The 20,876-nt window shown below is 60.6% G+C and carries 16 protein-coding genes and 1 tRNA gene; 14 read left to right on the top strand and 3 right to left on the bottom strand.

Going from position 1 to position 20,876, the window contains the following annotated elements:
• The first annotated feature begins 118 nt into the window (after positions 1-118).
• From RN01_RS11430 to RN01_RS11415, 4 genes are all read left to right on the top strand, one after another.
• Positions 119-1,090: an acetyl-CoA carboxylase carboxyltransferase subunit alpha gene (locus tag RN01_RS11430; RefSeq protein ID WP_008644552.1), complete on the top strand. Its 972-nt coding sequence runs from the start codon at positions 119-121 to the stop codon at positions 1,088-1,090.
• Positions 1,056-2,555 (top strand): tRNA lysidine(34) synthetase TilS, encoded by a 1,500-nt coding sequence (tilS, locus tag RN01_RS11425; protein WP_369799839.1) that lies wholly within the window; start codon positions 1,056-1,058, stop codon positions 2,553-2,555. The genes RN01_RS11430 and tilS overlap by 35 nt, the downstream gene beginning before the upstream one ends.
• Before the next feature lie 178 nt (positions 2,556-2,733).
• The gene (locus RN01_RS11420; protein ID WP_008644554.1) at positions 2,734-3,984 is read left to right on the top strand and encodes an aspartate kinase; all 1,251 of its coding nucleotides are present in this window, start codon (positions 2,734-2,736) and stop codon (positions 3,982-3,984) included.
• Between the two features lie 132 nt (positions 3,985-4,116).
• A tRNA-Ser gene (locus tag RN01_RS11415) sits at positions 4,117-4,210 on the top strand.
• A gap of 432 nt (positions 4,211-4,642) precedes the next feature.
• On the opposite strand, the gene RN01_RS11410 is transcribed toward RN01_RS11415, so the two are convergent.
• Positions 4,643-6,235: an EAL domain-containing protein gene (locus tag RN01_RS11410; RefSeq protein ID WP_024569176.1), complete on the bottom strand. Its 1,593-nt coding sequence runs from the start codon at positions 6,233-6,235 to the stop codon at positions 4,643-4,645.
• 235 nt (positions 6,236-6,470) lie between these two features.
• On the bottom strand, positions 6,471-8,432 hold the full coding sequence (locus RN01_RS11405; protein WP_029699609.1) for a diguanylate cyclase: 1,962 nt from the start codon (positions 8,430-8,432) through the stop codon (positions 6,471-6,473).
• Between the two features lie 412 nt (positions 8,433-8,844).
• Between RN01_RS11405 and RN01_RS11400 the strand changes: the two genes are divergently transcribed.
• The 5 genes from RN01_RS11400 (at position 8,845) to RN01_RS11380 (ending at position 15,380) form a co-directional block, all read left to right on the top strand.
• Positions 8,845-10,350: a DASS family sodium-coupled anion symporter gene (locus tag RN01_RS11400; RefSeq protein WP_017512035.1), complete on the top strand. Its 1,506-nt coding sequence runs from the start codon at positions 8,845-8,847 to the stop codon at positions 10,348-10,350.
• A 147-nt stretch (positions 10,351-10,497) separates the two neighbouring features.
• Positions 10,498-11,526 (top strand): alcohol dehydrogenase AdhP, encoded by a 1,029-nt coding sequence (adhP, locus tag RN01_RS11395; protein ID WP_017512036.1) that lies wholly within the window; start codon positions 10,498-10,500, stop codon positions 11,524-11,526.
• Positions 11,527-11,753: 227 nt separating this feature from the next.
• A complete protein-coding gene (locus RN01_RS11390; RefSeq protein WP_017512037.1) occupies positions 11,754-12,803 on the top strand; it encodes a hypothetical protein in 1,050 nt (349 codons plus the stop codon).
• Positions 12,804-12,812: 9 nt separating this feature from the next.
• On the top strand, positions 12,813-13,973 hold the full coding sequence (locus RN01_RS11385; RefSeq protein ID WP_017512038.1) for a BamA/TamA family outer membrane protein: 1,161 nt from the start codon (positions 12,813-12,815) through the stop codon (positions 13,971-13,973).
• 255 nt (positions 13,974-14,228) lie between these two features.
• Complete coding sequence (locus RN01_RS11380; RefSeq protein ID WP_017512039.1) at positions 14,229-15,380, top strand: BamA/TamA family outer membrane protein; 1,152 nt, start codon at positions 14,229-14,231, stop codon at positions 15,378-15,380.
• Positions 15,381-15,410: 30 nt separating this feature from the next.
• On the opposite strand, the gene RN01_RS33885 is transcribed toward RN01_RS11380, so the two are convergent.
• Complete coding sequence (locus RN01_RS33885; protein ID WP_017512040.1) at positions 15,411-15,707, bottom strand: hypothetical protein; 297 nt, start codon at positions 15,705-15,707, stop codon at positions 15,411-15,413.
• Positions 15,708-16,050: 343 nt separating this feature from the next.
• On the opposite strand from RN01_RS33885, the gene zigA reads away from it, so the two are divergent.
• From zigA to RN01_RS11355, 5 genes are read left to right on the top strand one after another with little or no spacing between them, the layout of a single operon-like run.
• Positions 16,051-17,244 (top strand): zinc metallochaperone GTPase ZigA, encoded by a 1,194-nt coding sequence (gene zigA, locus RN01_RS11375; protein WP_024569177.1) that lies wholly within the window; start codon positions 16,051-16,053, stop codon positions 17,242-17,244.
• Positions 17,245-17,304: 60 nt separating this feature from the next.
• The gene (gene folE2, locus RN01_RS11370) at positions 17,305-18,234 is read left to right on the top strand and encodes a GTP cyclohydrolase FolE2 (RefSeq protein ID WP_017515313.1); all 930 of its coding nucleotides are present in this window, start codon (positions 17,305-17,307) and stop codon (positions 18,232-18,234) included.
• Entirely contained in the window at positions 18,231-19,649 is a 1,419-nt protein-coding gene (gene cysS, locus RN01_RS11365) for a cysteine--tRNA ligase (RefSeq protein WP_024569178.1), read from the top strand. The genes folE2 and cysS overlap by 4 nt, the downstream gene beginning before the upstream one ends.
• 26 nt (positions 19,650-19,675) lie before the next feature.
• Positions 19,676-20,239, top strand: coding sequence for a 6-carboxytetrahydropterin synthase (locus RN01_RS11360; RefSeq protein ID WP_017515045.1), 564 nt, complete (start codon positions 19,676-19,678; stop codon positions 20,237-20,239).
• 19 nt (positions 20,240-20,258) lie between these two features.
• A complete protein-coding gene (locus tag RN01_RS11355) occupies positions 20,259-20,819 on the top strand; it encodes a hypothetical protein (RefSeq protein ID WP_008650594.1) in 561 nt (186 codons plus the stop codon).
• Positions 20,820-20,876 lie beyond the last annotated feature (57 nt).

Here is a 20,876-nt window from a genome sequence, read left to right as displayed (position 1 = left end):
TTGGAGCAAAAACGGCGTTAATTTCTGCGATTTGTGCGCAGAAATCAACTTCCTGGGCGGTCGGAAACGGTATTTTTTCCGGTAGAATGCGCCCCTTCACAGACAGGTCCGCGTTTTTATGAAAACCACCTTCCTGGATTTCGAGCAGCCGATTGCCGAGCTCGAGGCAAAGATCGAAGAACTGCGTTTTGTGCAGGACGACTCGGCTGTCGATATTTCCGAAGAGATTTCCCGGCTGGCCGGCAAGAGCCAGCAGCTGACCAAGGACATCTACGCCAACCTGACCCCGTGGCAGGTGGCACAGATCGCGCGCCATCCGCAGCGTCCGTACACGCTGGACTATGTGCGCGAGATCTTCACCGACTTCCATGAACTGCACGGCGACCGTGCGTTTGCCGACGATCTGTCGATCGTGGGCGGTCTGGCGCGCTTCAACGGCCAGGCTTGCATGGTGATCGGTCACCAGAAGGGCCGAGACACGAAGGAACGCGCGCTGCGTAATTTCGGCATGTCCAAGCCCGAGGGTTACCGCAAGGCCAAGCGCCTGATGGAACTGGCCGACAAGTTCGGCCTGCCGATTTTCACGTTCGTCGACACGCCGGGCGCATTCCCGGGCATCGACGCCGAAGAGCGCGGCCAGTCCGAGGCCATCGGCCACAACCTTTATGTCATGGCCGGCCTGAAGGTGCCCCTGATCGCGACGATCATCGGCGAAGGCGGTTCGGGTGGCGCGCTGGCGATCGCCGTCGGCGACGTGGTTCAGATGCTCCAGTTCGCAACCTACGCAGTGATTTCGCCGGAAGGCTGCGCGTCGATTCTCTGGAAGACTGCCGAGAAGGCGCCTGAAGCCGCCGAGGCACTGGGTCTGACTGCTCATCGACTGAAGGCGCTGGGCCTGATCGACAAGATCGTGAGCGAGCCGCTGGGTGGCGCGCATCGCGATGCGAAGGGCATGGCGACGATGCTCAAGCGCTCACTGGCCGAATCGCTGCGCCAGTTCCAGGGCATGAGCGTCAAGGAACTGCAGGCGCGTCGTCACGAGCGACTGATGGCCTATGGCAAGTTCAAGGAAACCGGCGCCCAGGAATGATGTGAGCGCAGGGAATTCGACGCAACTGATCGCGCGTCTGACCGACAAGGTCGCACAGGCTCTACAGGCCAGTGCGGCCTTTGTTGTTTCTGGCGATAGGCGGTTGGAGACTGGTAGCCAACTGGCCGCCGTCGGGCAGCCCGTGACCGTCGCGGTGGCGCTGTCAGGTGGCCGTGACTCCGTGGCGCTGCTCCATGCCACGCGGGAAGCCCTGGCCGCCACGTGGCCGCTTGCGCGTCTGGTGGCGCTGCACGTGCACCATGGCCTGCAGGCGCAGGCTGATGACTGGGACCGATTCTGCGCCGCGCTGTGCGGCGATCTGCAGGTGCCCTTGGTCAGCGCGCGCGTGACGGTGCAGGCGGCGACGGGCGAGGGCATAGAGGCCGCGGCGCGGCGGGCTCGCCATGAGGCGCTGGGCCGGATGTGTCGCGAGCAGGGCGCACGGCTGCTGCTGTTCGCGCATCATCGTGACGATCAGGTGGAAACCGTGCTGCTGCGCCTGTTCCGTGGAACGGGTGTGGCCGGTATGGCTGGAATGCCCGCGCGACGCCCGCTCGATGATCGGGGCGACATTCAACTGGTGCGGCCATGGCTCGGTGTAACACGCACCGAGATCGACGATTACTGCGCGCGGCAGGGGTTGCGCTGGATCGACGATCCCTCGAACGCGGACACGCGTTTCGCGCGCAATGCGCTGCGCGTGCAATTGCCTGCACTACTACAGGCGTTTCCGGCCCTCTATGAGAACGTGGCCCAGGCCGCCACGCATTTCGCACAGGCGGCCGGCATGCTCGATGCGCTGGCCGCGCAATCGCTGGCTTCGCTGGTCTGCGCCGGGCGCGATGCCGACACCATTTCGGAACTTGATCTCGCGGGCCTGCGCGCCTTGCCGTCCGAGCACGCGGATGCCGTGCTGCGCCACTGGCTGCGCGATCTCGGCACCCAGCCGCCGTCGACGGCGCGCCTGACCGCGATGCGGGCCCAACTCATCCAGCATCAAGGTGGCGAGCCGGCCATCGCGCACGATGGCCTGGTGCTGCGACGTTTCCGTGACCGGCTGCTGGCCTGCCCAGCCGTGCCCGCTGGAATGCCGGCGCCGTTTGTATTCGAGTGGCGCGGCGAATCGCGCATCGTCGTGCCGGCATGGCGTGGCGAACTGCACTTCGAGCGTGATGACACCTTTGGTGTGCCCGAGTCTGTGCTGCGCGTGCCGTTGAGGCTGGCTGGCAGGGCAGGGGGCGAGCGCATCGTCCTGCGTCCGGGTGGCCCGGCGCGAGCGCTGAAACAGGCCTATCAGGAGGCGGATATTCCCGCATGGCGGCGAGCGCATCTGCCGCTGCTATGGAGTGCCGATGTGCTGGTCCTGGCGGCTGGTTTGGGCATGCATCGTCGCTGGCCCAACGATGCGCCACATGCCCCGCGGTGGCGTGTGGAGTGGCTCGCGCGGCCCGATCTGCGCGGCTAATCTCCCGGTTTCCGGCGGAAAATGGGGACAGTATCATTTCGACTTGTGAATTATTTTCACAAGAAAATGATGCAAAATCTGCGGTGTTTTTGCCGGATTTATCCCCTTTGGCCTTTACGGGCAGCCACTCTTCGTGTAATTTCATTGGCTTTGCACAATCGCTGGCGTCGATAAGAAGATGGCTCTCATCGTTCACAAATACGGCGGCACTTCGATGGGTTCCACGGAACGCATCAAGAATGTCGCCAAGCGCGTGGCCAAGTGGCACCGCGCCGGTCACCGCGTTGTCGTGGTGCCTTCGGCCATGTCGGGCGAAACCAATCGCCTGCTGGGCCTTGCCAAGGAAATCTCCGCGCAGCCGGACCCGCGTGAACTCGATATGCTGGCGTCGACCGGCGAGCAGGCCAGCGTGGCCCTGCTGGCCATCGCGCTGCACGGCGAAGGCATCGACGCGGTCAGCTACACGGGCTGGCAGGTGCCGGTGAAGACGGACTCGTCCTATACCAAGGCCCGCATCGAATCGATCGATGACGAGCGCATCCTGGGTGACCTCGACGCCGGCAAGGTGGTCGTGGTCACGGGTTTCCAGGGCATCGACGGCGACGGCAACATCACGACGCTGGGTCGCGGCGGTTCCGATACCTCGGCCGTGGCCATTGCCGCGGCGATTGAAGCCGACGAGTGCCTGATCTATACCGACGTGGATGGCGTGTACACGACCGATCCGCGCGTGGTCGAAGACGCCCGCCGCCTGGACCAGATCACCTTCGAGGAAATGCTGGAAATGGCCAGCCTGGGTTCGAAGGTGCTGCAGATCCGTTCGGTGGAGTTTGCCGGCAAATATCGCGTGAAGACGCGCGTGCTGTCGTCGCTGACCGACCCCCTGATGCCGCTCGAACAGGAAATGCATTCGGGCACGCTGATTACTTTTGAGGAAGAGTCTGAAATGGAAGCAGCCGTCATCTCCGGCATCGCCTTTGCCCGTGACGAAGCCAAGATCACTGTCCTTGGCGTGCCGGACAAGCCGGGCATTGCCTACCAGATCCTGGGCCCGATCGCCGACGCCAACATCGACGTCGACATGATCATCCAGAACCAGTCCGTGGACGGCAAGACCGACTTCACGTTCACCGTGCCGCGTGGTGACTACCAGCGTGCGCTGACGATCCTGAACGACAACGTGAAGGGCCATATTGGCGCCGAGAGCGTGTCGGGCGATCCGAAGGTGTCGAAGGTGTCGGTGGTGGGCGTGGGTATGCGCTCGCACGTGGGCATCGCCAGCAAGATGTTCCGCACGCTGTCGGAAGAGGGCATCAACATCCAGATGATCTCCACGTCGGAAATCAAGATCTCGGTGCTGATCGACGAGAAGTACATGGAGCTCGCCGTGCGCGCGCTGCACAAGGTGTTCGAACTGGATCAGGCGTGATCCGGAACTGAAAACGTTCTGGCGGGGCGTGGCATTTTTTGCTGCGGGTCATCGAATTTTCATTGACCAGTAGCGGCACCCTCGCTAGAATACGCGCTTCGTTGTGTGGCTCCCTCGCACAACGCAAGTTTGGGAGACGTGGCCGAGAGGTCGAAGGCACTCCCCTGCTAAGGGAGCATCCGGGCCAAAACCTGGATCGAGGGTTCGAATCCCTCCGTCTCCGCCACTACATCGTATTGGCGGCGAACCCCGGAAGATCGCGGTCTTCCGGGGTTTTGTTTTTTCTGGGGTGCGATTCTCTGGCCGTAGGTTGTGGTCCTTCGCTGCACCCCTTCGCGTCCCTCTCTGGTCCCTCAAAAGTCCCACGCGTTTCGCTCGTTGCCCGGCCCGCCCATTGGACCGGGCCCGTACTCTATCGCCATCTCTGAGCGCGTCCCTTGCGGCGGTATCCTGGGCGCGAGAGAGAAGGGCGCCAGGCGCTTCGGGGGCGCGGCTGAGGAGAGGGTCCAGATCAAAGGCTCACGGACACCCTACGACGACCAGATCGGAGTGATTGCGCTCCAGGCTCTTTCGGCCCGTCACGTTTTCAGTGCAATGCTCTCTAGGCGCCTTGCCGTCTCGCCGAATCATGCCAAGGGCGTCGATGCGCGTTGGTCTTCTAGATTGTCGCGACGCTGACTGCCTGGCGTGGCGCATGAGCTCTGCTAAGCCATGGTGCGAGTGTGCTCGCCGTCATCGCCTTGGCGTAATACCAGCCCTGCGCATAATGCACGCCTCTTTCGAGGAGCCATGCGACCTGAACCGCCGACTCCACACCTTCAGCGACGATTTCCAAGCCCATGTCATGAGCCATCGCGATAATGTGGGGAGCGACAACACTTGAGGCGGTGTCCTGCTCGATCGTGTCGACGAACGACTTGTCGATTTTCAGAACGTCAATCTCGAAGGACTGCAGATAAGACAGACTCGAGTATCCCGTTCCAAAGTCGTCAATGTAGATGGGATGGCCCGCTGCCCTGAACGCGGCAATGACACCTCGTGTCTCTTCCGTATTCATGAAACTGCGCTCCGTCGCTTCGATTCGGATCTGCCGGGGGGCGATGCCCGTCCCAGCGAGCGACGACGTGAGTTGGTTAAGGAAGCGTACGCTGCGCAGATCCTCGCTGCTCACATTGATCGAGACATAGAACGTCGGATTCGCGACGAGCATCTTGCCAAGCTGCGCGATGGTTTTCTCGAGGACGGCGTCTGTCAAAGACTGGATGAGGTTATTTTCCTCGGCGACTCGCACAAATACCTCGGGTGAGATCGATTGACCGTGAAGGGTCCACCTCGTGAGCGCCTCGACGCCTACGCATTCGTTGTCGGCGATGCGGATGATCGGCTGATAGACAACGTCGATCTTGCGCCGTGAAATGGCCCATTCAAGGGTTGCCGGGAATGAGAACTGCCAGGAGATGCGTTTGTACGCAAGCCATCCAAGCAATGCGCCCGCAGTGACGCCAATGGAAAGCCAGGCAGCCAGCAACTTCGGCCAGTTGCCGGCGATACTGCTGCGCGGGGATTTCACAACGACGGCGATCTGTCGTGTTGAAGACTGGGCTACGGCGTAATTCCATTCGTCACTCTTCACGTTGCCACTTTGCTTCCAGGCGTTGAGCATGTCGCCTGGGTCGGCGCCGGTTGAGACGGCGATCAGCGTTCCTGTGGTGGTTTGGATTGCCGCGATGGGACGCTTGGCCGGGTCGATCAGGTCGACGTAGGAGCCGCGATCGATGGAGACGTAACGGCCGTTGCGCCCGATCTGGAGGTCATTGCGCTCGTTGCTAAGCGGACTCTTCCGCCTGAACCACATGGAGTACCCCTCATTGTTCTGATAATCCGGGGGAGGCAACGTTAGATCCTTCGCGCGCACGTCGCCGAGCAGTGGCGAGCAGAGGTATAGCCCATCGGCGTATGCACCGGCATCCTGGACGTACCGGTAGTTGTAGATCACGCGTGCCGCATGTTCGAGGTTGGGGGGCGAGCAAGGCGCACCCGGCTGTTGGTCAAGATCATTGAGGGCGGCAAAGGCCTGGGACGTGACAACTTCCGCGCGCATGATCGCCTTATTGGCGAAGTCCTTAATCTCGGCACGCTCTCGTCGCTCGACATCTTTTTTCGCGACATAGAGGCTGGTGAGGACCGGGACGACCGTCGCGAGACACCCAAGGGCAATCGAAGCCGAAACAACTGTGATGCGCTTGATCATTTCGTACCCCAGGATGGACGGCAGGGAGCCAAGGGTCGGCTGAAAAGCGGGTGAGCGCCGCACCTTCAAGTGCCAGGAAAGCAGAGGATCAGAGTAAGAATAGTCTCAGGCGCTTCGTCTGCAATGTGATGCCTGTGTGAGGCTCTCTGCCTACATTTGTCGTCCGCACCCCATGCGTATCCAGAGCCACCCAGGCCAGGCGGCCGTTTGCGATGGTCAAACCGACATTCGGTACCTAGCCGGCGTCCTGGGGCGCAGACGTCTCGGGCACATACACATGGACTCGGTTTCGCCCCGCTGCCTTGGCACTGTAGAGGGCGGCGTCCGCCCGTTCCTGCGCTGCCGCGAGGTCGGATTCGCCCTCGCGGTACGCCGCGATGCCAATACTCACGGTCTGCGTGATTGCTTCTCCGGACTCAAGAATGATCGGCGTATTCTGGATGGCGGCGCGGATGCGCTCGGCGATCACCTGCGCCTGTCCCAGTGCCGTATCGAACAGGATTGCGGTGAACTCTTCTCCGCCAATTCGCGCGCCAAGGTCAGTGCTGCGCAATGCGCCCTCGAATTGCCGCGCCACCACCTGTAAAACGCGATCGCCAGCGGCATGGCCGTAGGTATCATTCACCCGCTTGAATAGATCAAGATCAAGCGCGAGTATCGACAAGGCACTGCCTTGCTTGCGCGCGTGCATGACTGCCTTCTGGGCTGCGTTTTCGAAATAGCGGCGGTTGGCGAGCCCGGTCAGTGCATCGAGGTCGGCTTGGGTTCGCAACTCCTTGAGCATCTGTTGCTGGCTGTTGACGTCGACCAGTGTGACAAGTACCGCTTTTGACGCGACTGATTCACCTCCAAACTCAAGCTGAGCACAATGCACCAGCATGTATCGCGTTCCGTCGCGCGTGAGCATGGGAATGGCTTCATCCATACGGGTCGTACATACCTGCGACCAGTCTGCGGCGTTCGCAAAGAGCCGGGAGAATGATTGCCCCGCTCCGGCCACAGCGCCGAAGTCAGCGAGTAGGGCTTCGTTAGTCAGGAGGATCTGTTCCGTGTCATGGTCGACTACGGCAACGGGCGTCGGCATGTTCTTGACGATGGTTGACACCATGCTCGCGAACCTCTCGACCCGATCCTGCAGACGACGCTCGTGGAGGATCAGCAGAATGCCACTCACCAACATGAGAAGCATGACAGCGGCGCCGGCCGCATTGATGTAGGTGCTCCGCCAGAAGCCCTCCCGGAAATCGCTGACCGAATATCCGACCGCCACCGTCCAGTGGTCGGGGGTCAGCCGTGTCGCAATGCTTCGTGTGGACACCAAACGCTCGATACCGTCGATTTGCGAGGAAGCATATTGCGTTGCGGTTGTTGGTCCGGCCCACCCGCGAGCTTCGCGCAGGACCTGTCCAACGGCTAGTGTCGGATGCTCCGGATCACGCATCACCAGGCGGTGTTCGCTATCCAATAGCAGAACGGAGGTGCCGGGTGCCAGGTTCACGCCGTCAAGCACAAGGCGTTCGTAGGTCAGGATGATGACGACCACCGCATCAAGGTTGATCGCCCGGTTCTGATGCCCTTTGGCGACCACGACCGCGCCACGCTCGCCCCACGCGACGGGGAGTATGACGGCGTTTGACGGATTGGCTCGCACGCTTGCCAAAATCTGGTCAAGCGGCGGCACTTCGTTCATGAAGCCTGGACGGGAACTGGCAAGCAGATGCTCACCCTGCGGATCGAACACCCCGATCAGCGCGCGTCTCAATGGGTTATCCAGAGCCTCGGTGAGATTGACAAGTGTGGCGTCCGTGAGTGTGCCCGTATCGAGCAGACGCTCCGTTCCGCTCGTTAACGCAGTTACGTCGCGAAACTGATCTGCAATACGTCCGGCCATCAGGGAAGATTGCACATCCAGTAGCCGGGCGGCCAGGGCGTTGATTGCACGAAAGTCATAGTAGGACTGCCATACATTCACCAGGATATCTATGGCCACCAGCAGGGCCAGAATAGGTAACGCCCGCCGAAGCCACGACTTCTTCATGCGCCGATCCATCGACCAGTAAGTAGCTGAACTCTGTGAATGGCCCATGATTCCCGCTGATGAAACGTCTACTGATTGGTCAGAAATGACTTGTTCACTCACCTGGACGTGGCCGATCTTCCCCCATGCCAAAGGCGATTTGTCGCGCGAAGTCAGCATACGCAGGCAAGGTGCTGCTTGCGGCACGCGTGGATGCTCGGTCCCACGTGCATATTGACTCTCACCAGCCGGCGCCCCGATCAATCATATGTCCACGCGGGGCGCTTCCAAAATAGTGTGCAGCCGGCGCTGCAAGATGAACCGTCGCGCCTTTCGTCGGGCGAGCCTGATCCCTGACGGCAGGCCGCCGTCTTCCCGGCATCACGGCCGAAGGATTCCAGGTTTTTAGTTTTTTCATCCAATTTTCGAAAAGATTCACTTCCGCTGGCGGAGTCCTTCAATCAGGATTTTCTGAGTGTAGGAAGTGCGCGGCACAGCCGGGTAGAGCTGTTCGTGTCAGAAGTTCGTGTCGGCAGACGCGGAGACTTTGGCTGTCTTCATTTCGCCGTGTCCTTTTCGAGGAGGTTCGGAGATGTTCGCCAAGATCGTCGCGACATATCGCTACTTCATGTCCGTGGTGCCTTTCCGGCTGACGCCGGCCATCATCACCACGGTTGTGCTTGTCACACTGCTGCTCACACCGACGCCGGCTGGTTTGAAGGACAACGCTTGGGATCTGGTCGCCATCTTTCTGACCACGATCGTCGCCATCATTCTCAAGGTGATGCCGATCGGTGTGATGGCAATGATGGCAATCGTGATCGTGTCACTGGCGCAAGTGACCTCGAACTCGTCCAAGGGCGCCATTGCCGATGCGCTGAGCAGTTTTGATAGTCCGCTGATCTGGCTGATCGTTGTGGCCATCCTGATTTCGCGCGGCCTGAAGAAGACGGGGTTGGGCAGTCGCATCGGCCTGATGTTCATCGCGCTATTGGGCAAGCGGACGGTCGGCATTGGTTACGGGCTGGCGATCTGCGAGCTGGTACTGGCGCCATTCACGCCGAGCAACACCGCGCGCGGCGGCGGCATTGTGCACCCGATCATGCGGTCGATTGCCGGCGCCTTCGATTCTGATCCGGCTAACGGGACTCAGGGAAAGGTTGGTACCTATCTGGCACTGGTCAACTACCACGCCAACCCGATCACGTCGGCCATGTTTGTGACCGCCACCGCGCCGAACCCCCTGGTCGTCGACTACGTGGCCAAGGCCAGTGGCCAGTCGCTTCACCTGAGCTGGACCACCTGGGCGCTGTGCATGCTGCTGCCCGGCCTCGTCTGCCTGCTTCTGATGCCGCTTGTCATTCGCGTGCTCTGTCCGCCCGAACTGAAGGCGACCCCCAATGCGATCGAATACGCCAGGGGTGAGCTTGCTCGCATGGGCCCCCTGGGTGGCAAAGAGCGCGTCATGATTGGTGTCTTCGCCATGATGCTGGTTCTGTGGGCCAACGTGCCGGCAATGATCTGGGGGCCGACGTTCACGCTCGACCCGACGGTGGTCGCCTTTCTCGGCCTGTTCGCGTTGATTATTACCGGCACGATCGACTGGGACGATGTGTTATCGGAAAAGAGCGCCTGGGACACCCTGATCTGGTTTGGCGCTCTGGTAATGCTCGCGGAGCAACTCAACAAGCTTGGCGTGATCGCGTGGTTCTCGGCCGATATGCGCGATGCCATTGCCGCCAGTGGAATGGGTTGGCTCTCGATTGCCGCCATATTGGTCCTGGCGTTCGTGTTTTCTCATTACCTGTTCGCAAGTACCACTGCCCATATCAGCGCGATGATGCTGGCCTTTCTGACAGTGGGCGCGCAGTTGATTCCGTCGGCTTATATCGCACCTTTCATGCTGATGATGGCCGCCGGCTCGGCGATCATGATGACGCTGACCCACTATGCCACGGGCACATCGCCGATCATATTCGGCAGCGGGTATGTGACGATGGGGCAATGGTGGCGGGTCGGCGCGGTGATGTGTGTCTTTGAACTTGTCATCTTCGCCGTGGTAGGCGGTATCTGGTGGAAGATTCTGGGGTTCTGGTAGTCCGGGGCCACGGTCTCGATCCACAGTCCGTGTTCAGTTCTGGACCATCCGGATCCTGATTCATATCATGACTCTGGCGTCGGACGCCGCGTGCCTATGGCATGTTTCCCGCTGTCGACGACGCGCCACCTGTAGAAGGAGCCACATATGCCAGCCATGATGAAAGCCGCAGTCGTGCGCGCGTTCGGCGCACCTCTGACTATCGACGAAGTGCCCGTGCCGCAGCCTGGCCCTGGCCAGATCCAGGTCAAGATCGAAGCGTCCGGCGTCTGCCACACCGATCTGCATGCGGCGCAGGGCGACTGGCCGGTCAAGCCGTCGCTGCCATTCATTCCCGGCCATGAAGGCGTGGGATTCGTGTCGGCAGTTGGTGCCAATGTCAAACGCGTGAAGGAAGGGGATCGCGTCGGCGTGCCGTGGCTCTACAGCGCCTGCGGTTACTGCGAGCACTGCCTCCAGGGCTGGGAAACGCTGTGTGAGAAGCAGCAGAACACCGGCTACTCCGTCAACGGTGGCTACGGCGAGTTCGTGGTGGCCGATCCGAACTATGTCGGTCTGCTGCCGAAGAATGTCGACTTCATCGAGATCGCGCCGATCTTGTGCGCTGGGGTGACGGTGTACAAGGGTCTCAAAGTCACAGACACACGGCCAGGACAGTGGGTGGTGATCTCGGGAATCGGCGGTCTGGGTCACGTGGCCGTGCAGTATGCGAAGGCAATGGGCCTGCGCGTGGCCGCCGTCGACATTGACGACGCGAAGCTCGCTTTCGCGCGCAAGCTCGGTGCCGAAGTTGCAATCAATGCTCGCACTACCGACCCTGCTGCTTTCTTGCAGAAGGAAATTGGCGGCGCACACGGTGTATTGGTCACCGCAGTCTCGCCGCAGGCGTTCTCGCAGGCTATCGGCATGGTGCGACGCGGTGGCACGATCTCGCTGAACGGCCTGCCTCCGGGAGACTTCCCCACCCCGATCTTCGACGTGGTGCTCAAGGCCATCACTATTCGTGGCTCCATTGTCGGCACGCGTAGCGATCTGCAGGAAGCGCTCGAATTTGCCGCCAGCGGTGTGGTGAAAGCCACGGTATCCACGGAAAAACTGGACTCGATCAATAGTATCTTCGACCGCATGAAGGCCGGCCAGATCGAAGGCCGCATCGTGCTGGACTTCAACCGCTGACAAAAGCCACTCGCGCTACTGGTGCCGGGGACGTCGGGTTTCGCGTTCTGTCGTTCTGTCAGACGATATTCACCCGACGTCTTGTGCTGCGTGCAACGTTCATCTGCAGACCAGGATGTGCGCCAGCACCGCCTCAAACGGCTCGACTGCTCCAAAGGGCTACACGATCGACCCCCACACGGGGGCGCAGACGTAACGCGGAGTTGGCGACCGGACGGAAATGTCACATGGGCAGATCAGTATTGCGCGGAGTGGTCCCACGCTACCTTGTCTTCTTGGCGTTTGCCGCCAGTGCATTCGCGGCGCACGCCTGGACTGCAGGCAGTGACGGCGGTGCCGGAGCGGCTACGGCCAGCCCCGACACGGAGTCTGGACCCTATCGGGGCATCGTGGGACCGGTAGGTACGGCGGAGCCCGCGCCAGAAGCACCGAAGGAGTGGGACAGAGCACTACCGTTCTTTGCGCAGCGCGTGATCGATAAAGGCTACAACCTTCCGAATCCATACAACATCGGCTATTCCTATTACAACGGATACCAGCGGTATCAGCTTAGCGACCTCGCGGTTTCCGCAGGGAGCAATCCTCTACGCGCAGCGGATTTCGTCCAGTTTCAGCAATCCAAACTTCACAACGTCTCAAACCAGTTCCAGCTCGGGGCGTGGATATTTCCGTTCTTGAACGTCTATGGGATGCTCGGCACGATCGAGGGGAATGGGGCGATCGATATTTCGTTTTCGTCTAAAACGGACTTGCAGCAGTTCTTCGGCATCAATATCGGCTGCGGCGGCAGTCGGCCCCGTCCGGAGTGTTCCAACCCCATCAAGCTGCCCACGCAATTCGCGAACTATAGCGGCCACACCTTCGGTGGTGGCTTTACGCTGGTTGGCACGTACAAGCAGCTCTTTTTCTCCTTGCCCGTAACCTATACCGTTTCGGACATTACGATGTCAGAGACGCCTGTGCAGTCCATCAACATCGGCCCACGCATCGGCTGGAATTTTCGCCTTGGTCCGGGCCTCGGTCTGTTGACGCCATTTGTCGGTGTGACCTATTTCAGGACTCATGCCAAGATCACCGGCCATTTTGACGTCCCGATCCAGGATGCTGGCGGCCAGACAGCGCGCTTGAACTACGAAATCAATCAGAGTGTGGTCGGGGCCTGGAGTGGATCGGCAGGCGTGAGCTGGGCAGTCAACCGCAGTCTGGGGTTCATCATGGAGTTCGGTTACGGATACAACCGGAACAATATTATTGCGACCGGCTTCTTCCGCTTCTAGAAAGACTTCATGCGCTCGCATCCACAGACCATCTGCATACTCGTGATCGGCCTGTGGTGCGCTACAGCCATCTCGGCCGAGGTCAATCAACCAGACGACAGTGAGAAGCAAGGGTGGATTGACAGGCTTCTCAACAAGCTCGGCGCGTCCAAGGAGGTGGACGTAAGCAAGGGCATCGACTGGGGCGTCCTGCCCGGGCCGTTCTATAACCCGGAGATGGGGTTCGGGATAGGGGCGGCAGCGATCGGACTCTACAAGCCCAAGAGTGCGGAGGCGGAGACGCAACTCTCCACGCTGTCGATCCGCGGCTTCGGCACGGTCAAGGGGGCTTACGGCATATCGGTCGAAAACAATACCTTCTTTGCGGACGACAGCTACCGCGTCACGATTGAAGCGGACCTTATCAATATGCCGACAGCATATTGGGGTATCGGCTACAGCAACGCCATCGACAGCGCCAACAAGGAAGCTTATACGCGCCAAACCGTGGCGCTACAGCCAAAGATCCTGTTCCGGGTCGCGCCGAACGTCTATATAGGGGCTGGATATAGCCTGCAGTACGACAACGCCACCAAACTCGAACGTGGCGCGGAAAGCGCGCTGGCGACAGATCCACACGGTCCGCGCGTGTTGAGTTCCGGGATCAGCGCGCACTTCTCCTATGACACCCGCGACTTCATCCCGAATCCCTACCGTGGCGAGTCGCTGCTGGCCAATGCCACGGTGTATCGGCGTGCACTGGGCAGCGATACCGACATGGAGAATCTCGAGATCACCGCCAACAAGTATTTCCGGATGCGAGAGCGCGATGTGCTGGCGTTCGATCTCTACGGGAACTTCAATTTTGGGGATGTGCCGTGGGACATGATGGCGACGCTCGGTAACAACAAGCGCATGCGCGGCTACTTTCTTGGCCAATTTCGGGACAAGGTCATGGCAGGCGTTCAGGCGGAGTACAGATGGCACATCGTTGGGCGGCAGGGCATGGTGTTCTGGGTCGGTACAGGGGCCGTGGCTCCCAATCCGGGCGCGCTCACTTCCGCGCACTGGCTGCCGAATGCTGGTGTCGGATACCGTTTCGAATTCAAGCCGCGCGTGAACGTTCGCTTTGACGCAGGTGTCGGCCGCAACACGAAGGGCGTCTATTTTCAGATCAACGAAGCGTTTTGATGTTGTCGCGCTAGCGCCGACCATGCTTCAGCCGTACTTCTCGCGCGTGGCATTGTCCCGCCAGGCTGCGCCTTGCCGATGGCCGCTTCAGCACTTGAGACGGGCCCTCCGGCCAGACGCGAGCCATTGACGCACATACAGGTTGCACGCACGCGGCCGGCAATGGTCCTTGGTCCAATAGACGAAAGGAATTGATCGGATTTCTATGTTGAAGACACGCGGAAATTGAAGCGAACTACGGATCTGGGTGGGCGTATGAGAGATGTCGCTTTCAGGCGAAGTTCCTTACTGCTGGCAGCCATATCCTTGCTGCTCCCGTTCATCCCGATTTGTGCGAGTGCGCAATCGAGCTCGCCGAGCTTTCGCGACCCGGAAGACGGGGCGTTTGATCTCAGCAACTATCTGCTCGAACACAAGGGTGCGTTGCCCGTCCCGTTTGTGATTACCGAGCCGGCGGTCGGATTCGGTGTCGGTATCGGGCTCCTGTTCTTCTCCGAGTCCCTCGCGGAAAGCGAGACACGAGCGAAAGAGCTTGGGCAGGAGCGGGCGCCGCCGAACATCACGGTGCTCGGGGGTGCTTACACCGATAACGGTACGTGGGCAGGTGCGGTCGCGCACTTCCATAGCTGGGACAACGACAGATACCGCTATCTTGGTGGCGTCGCCAAAGTCGATGCGAATCTGGATTACTTTGGCGTGGCAAATCAGGCGCGTGCGTATGAACTGGATGGGGTCGGACTCTTCCAGCAGCTACTGGTCCGCATTGGAAACAGCCGATGGTTCGCTGGGCCACGCTATATCTTTTTCGATGCCAACGCGACGTTCAAGTTCGGACAGAACCCGTCTGACGTCACCGGTCAAGGTCGGGATCAGCGTATCAGCGCGGCGAGCCTTGTGATCGACTACGATTCTCGGGACAACATTTTCTTCCCTAACCGTGGCAGCTTTGCCGAAATCGAAACCCAATTCGCTCGCGACGGTATAGGTAGCACGCAGAACTACAACATGTATGCGGCGCGCGGCTACACCTGGCTACCTCTTGGCAAGTCAATTGTCCTGGGACTGAGAGCGGACACGCGTTTCTCGACAGGAGACGTACCGTTCTTTGTTCAGCCCTATATTGACCTTCGTGGCGTAAAGAAGGCGCGTTACCAGGACCGCAACGCCATTGCGACGGAGGTCGAATTGCGTTGGGATATCAAGCCGCGTTGGTCTGTCCTTGGATTCTCGGGACTCGGCAAGGCTTACGGCCGCCAATCTTTCTCGGACGCGGAAAACGTGGTCAGCGTAGGGATGGGCTTCCGATACCTGATAGCCAGAAGGCTTGGACTTGCTATGGGACTCGATGTCGCGCACAGCAAGGATCAGAACGCCATATATGTCCAGGTGGGGACTGCCTGGCATTGAGAGTGACCATGGGGCCAGGCAGCACGCGAACTAGCCAAATCGATCTCGATTTGCAGTTCTCGACAGCAGCAACTCATTTGCTGAATCGAGGTTGCCGGTATCTGGAACGATCGCGCCTGCGTGGATGAGCCGCTTGGCTCGCCAGAGTGGGATGCGATCGATGATGGAGGCGTTCTCTGGGGTCATCACGGCAACGTGCACAACATGCCGGGTAATCGGTGATCGCACCGTAACGAGGCGATGGCCCGCTGCCATCAGACCAATGATTCTGCGCTGAAGAATGGAGTTACCCACTTCGGATACGTGATCGATGACGGGAGGATCCATGCTGCAGGCCTTTTTCCCCATGCAGTTGACATCTGATGCCTCGGTCTTCGCATTTCGTGCCACGATGCTGTGGCAGATCGCCTGGCAGTACGGGACATCAGCCCAAGTTGCATTCAGGCAACGCAGATAGAAGGAGGCGGCGGGGCCCGCATGTCGATTTCGATCGCTACAAGCTGGCCCCGACTCCGACGGCGCTGTTGGTGTTGCCACGCTCGTCGCTTTGGGGACTTTGAAGATTTGGCTTGAAATGCAACATGGTTGCATTTAAGATCTGTTTGCAACAATGTTGCATTAACAGATCGCCCGCATTTGGCAGGATGCCTTGCGGGCAAACCAAATCCCCATGCTTCCAGCCAAGCTTCCTGTCACCGTGCTCTCGGGCTTCCTCGGCGCGGGCAAGACCACCTTGCTTAATCACATCCTCCATAACCGTGAGGGTCGTCGCGTCGCGGTGATCGTCAACGACATGTCCGACGTCAACATCGATGCGGCGCTTGTCCGGGATGGCGGCGCCAATCTTTCGCGGACGGAAGAGACATTGGTGGAGATGAGCAACGGGTGCATCTGCTGCACGCTGCGCGAAGATCTTCTGCTGGAAGTCGACCGGCTGGCCAGGGAAGGGCGATTCGACCAACTGGTTATCGAATCTACCGGGATCTCGGAGCCCCTGCCGGTGGCGGAGACCTTTACGTTCGAAGGCGAAGATGGCCGCAGTCTCAATGAGGTTGCTCATCTGGACACCATGGTCACGGTGGTCGACGCCTTCAATTTCCTCCGGGACTACGGTTCGCGCGACAGTCTGCAATCGCGCGGCGAGTCACTGGGCGAAGAGGATACGCGCACCGTCGTAGACCTCCTGATCGATCAGGTCGAATTCTGTGATGTGCTGGTCTTGAACAAGGTCGATCTGATCGCCGACGCGGACCGCGAGCGCCTCCTGGCCATGCTGCGTGCCCTCAACCCCAGGGCACAAATCGAAATCGCCGAGTTTGGCCGGGTGCCACTCGAGCGGGTGCTCGGCACGGGTTTGTTCGATTTCGAGGAAGCATCGAAAGCGCCCGGCTGGTTACAGGAAATGCGCGGCCAGCACATGCCTGAGACGGAGGAATACGGCATTCGCAGCTTCGTCTACGGCGCCCGTCGACCATTTCATCCTCAACGCTTCCACGCGTTTGTCGCGGCCGAATGGCCGGGTGTGGTGCGATCAAAGGGGTTCTTCTGGCTGGCAAGCCATCCGACGCTCGCAGGAACCTGGTCTCAGGCTGGCGCCGTTGCCAGGCACGGTCCGGCAGGCTACTGGTGGGCCGCGGTGCCGCCCGAGCGCTGGCCGGACGACCCGGAGTCCGTTGCCTTGATTCGCGCCAAATGGGACGACAGCGTCGGCGATGCGCGTCAGGAAATCGTGCTGATTGGTGTCGACATGGGCGAGCTCGAACTTCGTAGATGTCTGGACGCCTGCCTGTTGACGGACGACGAGATGGCGCAGGGTCCCGATGCGTGGGCCACCTGGCACAACCCCTTTCCTGACTGGCCCTGACACTTTGGGCTCCCCATGCGCCTAGGACATTGGGGATGCCTTCCCAATCCGAACGAAAGCATGAGCGCAGCCCTTCCCGACGTTTCCCTGACCGACGTCTCCCCGACCTTCACCCCGCTGGAGTGGGTCGGCATGCAGGGCATTGACCTGCCAATCAGGCTTGTCGAGCCTGGCTATCGGCGCCAGTTACACGCCCGCGCGGACCTTCATGTCGACCTGCCCGCGCCCAGGGTCAAGGGGATCCATATGTCTCGCCTGTACGCGCTGCTGGATGCGCTGGACGACGGCGAGGGGCTTTCGCCCATCCGCATACGGCAGTTGCTTGAAGCGATGGTGGACAGTCATCGCGATTGCGAGACAGGCAGCGCGCGGCTACGCCTGCGTTTTGATCTGCTAGTCCGTCGCTCCGCATTGGTCACGGAAGGCATTGCAGGATGGAAGTCGTATCCGGTGCGGTTGGACGCATCGCTGGTCGGCAATGTCTTTGCGCTGACGGGCCGGATCACGGCAGGCTACTCGTCGACTTGCCCGTGCTCCGCGGCGTTGGCCCGGCAACTGGTAGAGCAAGGGTTTGAGAAGGCGTTCGCGCATGAGCGTCGAGTCGACGTCGCCAGAGTCTTGGCCTGGTTGCGGCAACACGGCACGCTGGCGACGCCGCACAGCCAGCGCAGTGAGGCGGCGATCACCGTGGACGTTGCCGTTGATTTGCCGAACCTGGGGCTTCTCGACCTGGTCGACCACATCGAGCGCGCGCTGGGCACGCCAGTACAGACTGCCGTCAAGCGCGCCGATGAGCAGGCATTCGCCGCGCTGAATGGCCAGAATCTTATGTTCGTTGAAGACGCGGCGCGCCGCATTCAGGTTGCGCTGGACGGACGTTTCGCAAATCCCAGGGTTCACGTTCGGCACCTTGAGAGTCTCCATCCTCATGATGCGGTGGCTTGGGCAGCGCCGTTGCAGACGAAGCATGCACGGGAGGTGGCCGCATGACTTCCGCGCTCAGCCTCTACAACTCGCTGACCCGCAAGAAGGAGCCCTTGCGGACTGGGCAGCCGGGCCGCGTCGCGATGTATGTCTGCGGGCCAACGGTCTACAACTTCGCGCATATCGGCAATGCCAGGCCGGCCGTTGTCTTCGACGTGCTGGCGCGGCTACTGCGCGAGCAGTACGCAGAAGTGGTCTACGCCCGCAACTTCACCGATGTGGACGACAAGATCAACGCGAGCGCGGCGGCGGAGGGCGTGCCTATCGGCACCATTACTGCGCGCTACATCGATGCCTACCACGAAGACATGCGGGCGCTGGGCGTGCTGGTTCCTGACCTGGAGCCGCGCGTCACCGAGCACATCCCCGCGATCATTGCGTTGATACGGCGGCTGATCGCAAACGGGAATGCCTATGTCGAACAGGATCATGTCCTGTTTCACGTGCCGTCCTTTCCCGCGTATGGCCAGCTTTCGGGTCGCCGACCACAGGACATGCTCGCCGGCGCGCGCGTCGAGGTCGCACCGTACAAGCGCGATCCGCTGGACTTTGTCCTCTGGAAGCCGTCCACTGCCGAGCTTCCGGGTTGGCCGAGTCCATGGGGACGCGGGCGGCCAGGTTGGCATATCGAATGCTCAGCCATGATCGGGCAACACCTGGGAAGCACGATCGACATCCACGGGGGCGGCCAGGATCTGATCTTCCCGCATCACGAGAATGAGATTGCCCAGGGCACTTGCGCGAATGGCGAGTTGTACTGCCGCACCTGGGTTCACAACAGCTTCGTTACCGTGGACGGTCAGAAGATGTCCAAGTCGCTCGGCAACGTTTTGCTGCTGCGCGATCTGCTGGGTCAGGCGCCGGGGGAAGCGATACGACTGGCGCTGCTTTCGGCGCATTACCGGCATCCTCTAGACTGGAACGCGCAGCGCCTGTTGACGGCGCGCCAGACGCTGTTGCGCTTCTACCGGGGCCTGAAGGCAGTCGAACACATCGAGATCTCGCCCGGCGAAGAGCCTGACGAGGAGGTAATCGCGGCCCTCAACAATGATCTGAACATTCCGGGTGCGCTGGCGCGACTCCACGTGTTGCTCGCCGAGCTGGAAAAGGCAGGTGCCGATGCCAGCCGATCCGTGGCCAAGGCACGGGTGATGGCGTCGGGACGGTTACTCGGATTGTTCCAGCAGGACCCTGACTTCGCGCTCCGGGGATTGGCCGGGCCAGCAGTCACCCACGGTCTCGCCACTACCGCGGACGCGGCACGGATTGACCATCTGGTCGCGGAGCGCGAGCAGGCCCGCAAGCGCCGCGACTTCGCACGGGCAGACGCGCTGCGTGAGGAACTTGGCGCGGCCGGTGTCCTGGTTCACGACACGGCCAATGGGAGTACCTGGACCCTTGTCGATGGAACTCCGGCATAAGGGCGGCGGGCGCACGTGACGAAGCCATGCTGATTCGCAAGCTCTTCCGCTTCGAGAACGCCCATATCGTGCGCGGATGCAGCACGAGGCGCTGCTCGCATTCCATCCACGGGCATTCGTACAAGATCGAGTTACTGCTGGAGGCACACTCACTCGACCATGGACAGATGGTCTATGACTTCGGCCTGCTCAAAGGCGGCGCGTTTACGCTGATCGACGCCTTCGACCATGCGGTCACGCTATGGGCCGGCGACGACCCAGCGTATCTGGCGGCCATGCGCCAGCATTCAGAGCGTTGGGTGTTGATACCGGTGTCGCCAAGCGCCGAACAATTTTCAAGGTTGTTCTTCCTGTTGGTGGATGCGGTGCTAGCCACAACCGCCTTGCGCAATGGCGAGGGTGACGTGCGATTGCACTCCGTCATCGTCCATGAAACGGAGACCGGCTATGCGCAGTGTTTCCGTGAGGACGCCGAGAATCCCCGCATGGGACGCATCGATCTTGAATCCATCGTCTTCGCGCCAGCCATCACGGCGCAATGGAGCGACCCGGCGTTGTTCGAACGGTTAAAACGCGCGCGTGCGGATTAGCACGCCAGGAATCCGCTACATGATCAGAAAGAACCCGAGCGGCGATCTGCCGCAGATTCACCCGAGCGCCTTCGTTGACCCGACGGCCGTCCTGTGCGGCAAGGTCGTTGTTGCGGAGAACGTATTTATCGGTCCCTACGCGGTGATTCGTGCCGACGAGGTAGATGCCAACGGGCAGCTTGAGCCGATCCTGATTGGCGCGCATTCCAACATCCAGGACGGCGTCGTCATCCATTCCAAGTCTGGCGCGCGGGTATCGATCGGGGAACGTACCTCGATCGCGCATCGTGCCATCGTCCACGGTCCGTGCCGGGTCGGCAATGGGGTGTTTATCGGGTTCAACAGCGTGCTGTTCGACTGCGTTGTGGAAGACGGCTGCGTGGTGCGCTTCAACGCCGTGGTCGATGGCTGCCATTTGCCGGCCGGCTTCCATGTTCCGTCGACGATGCGCATTGGACGATCCACCGACCTTGCCACACTCCCCAAGGTGTCCGTCGACGCCAGCGAGTTTTCCGAAGATGTCGCGCTGACCAACAACGCGTTGGTGCGCGGATACAAAGCCATCCAGAACGAGTTCTGAAACATGTCAGTCGCTCCCACGCTCCACGCTGCCACGCGCAATCGTGGAGGACACAGC

The sequence above is a fragment of the Cupriavidus sp. SHE genome (assembly GCF_000812445.1).
Taxonomy (GTDB): Bacteria; Pseudomonadota; Gammaproteobacteria; order Burkholderiales; family Burkholderiaceae; genus Cupriavidus; species Cupriavidus metallidurans.
This window is presented reverse-complemented; position numbering and strand designations above follow the sequence as displayed.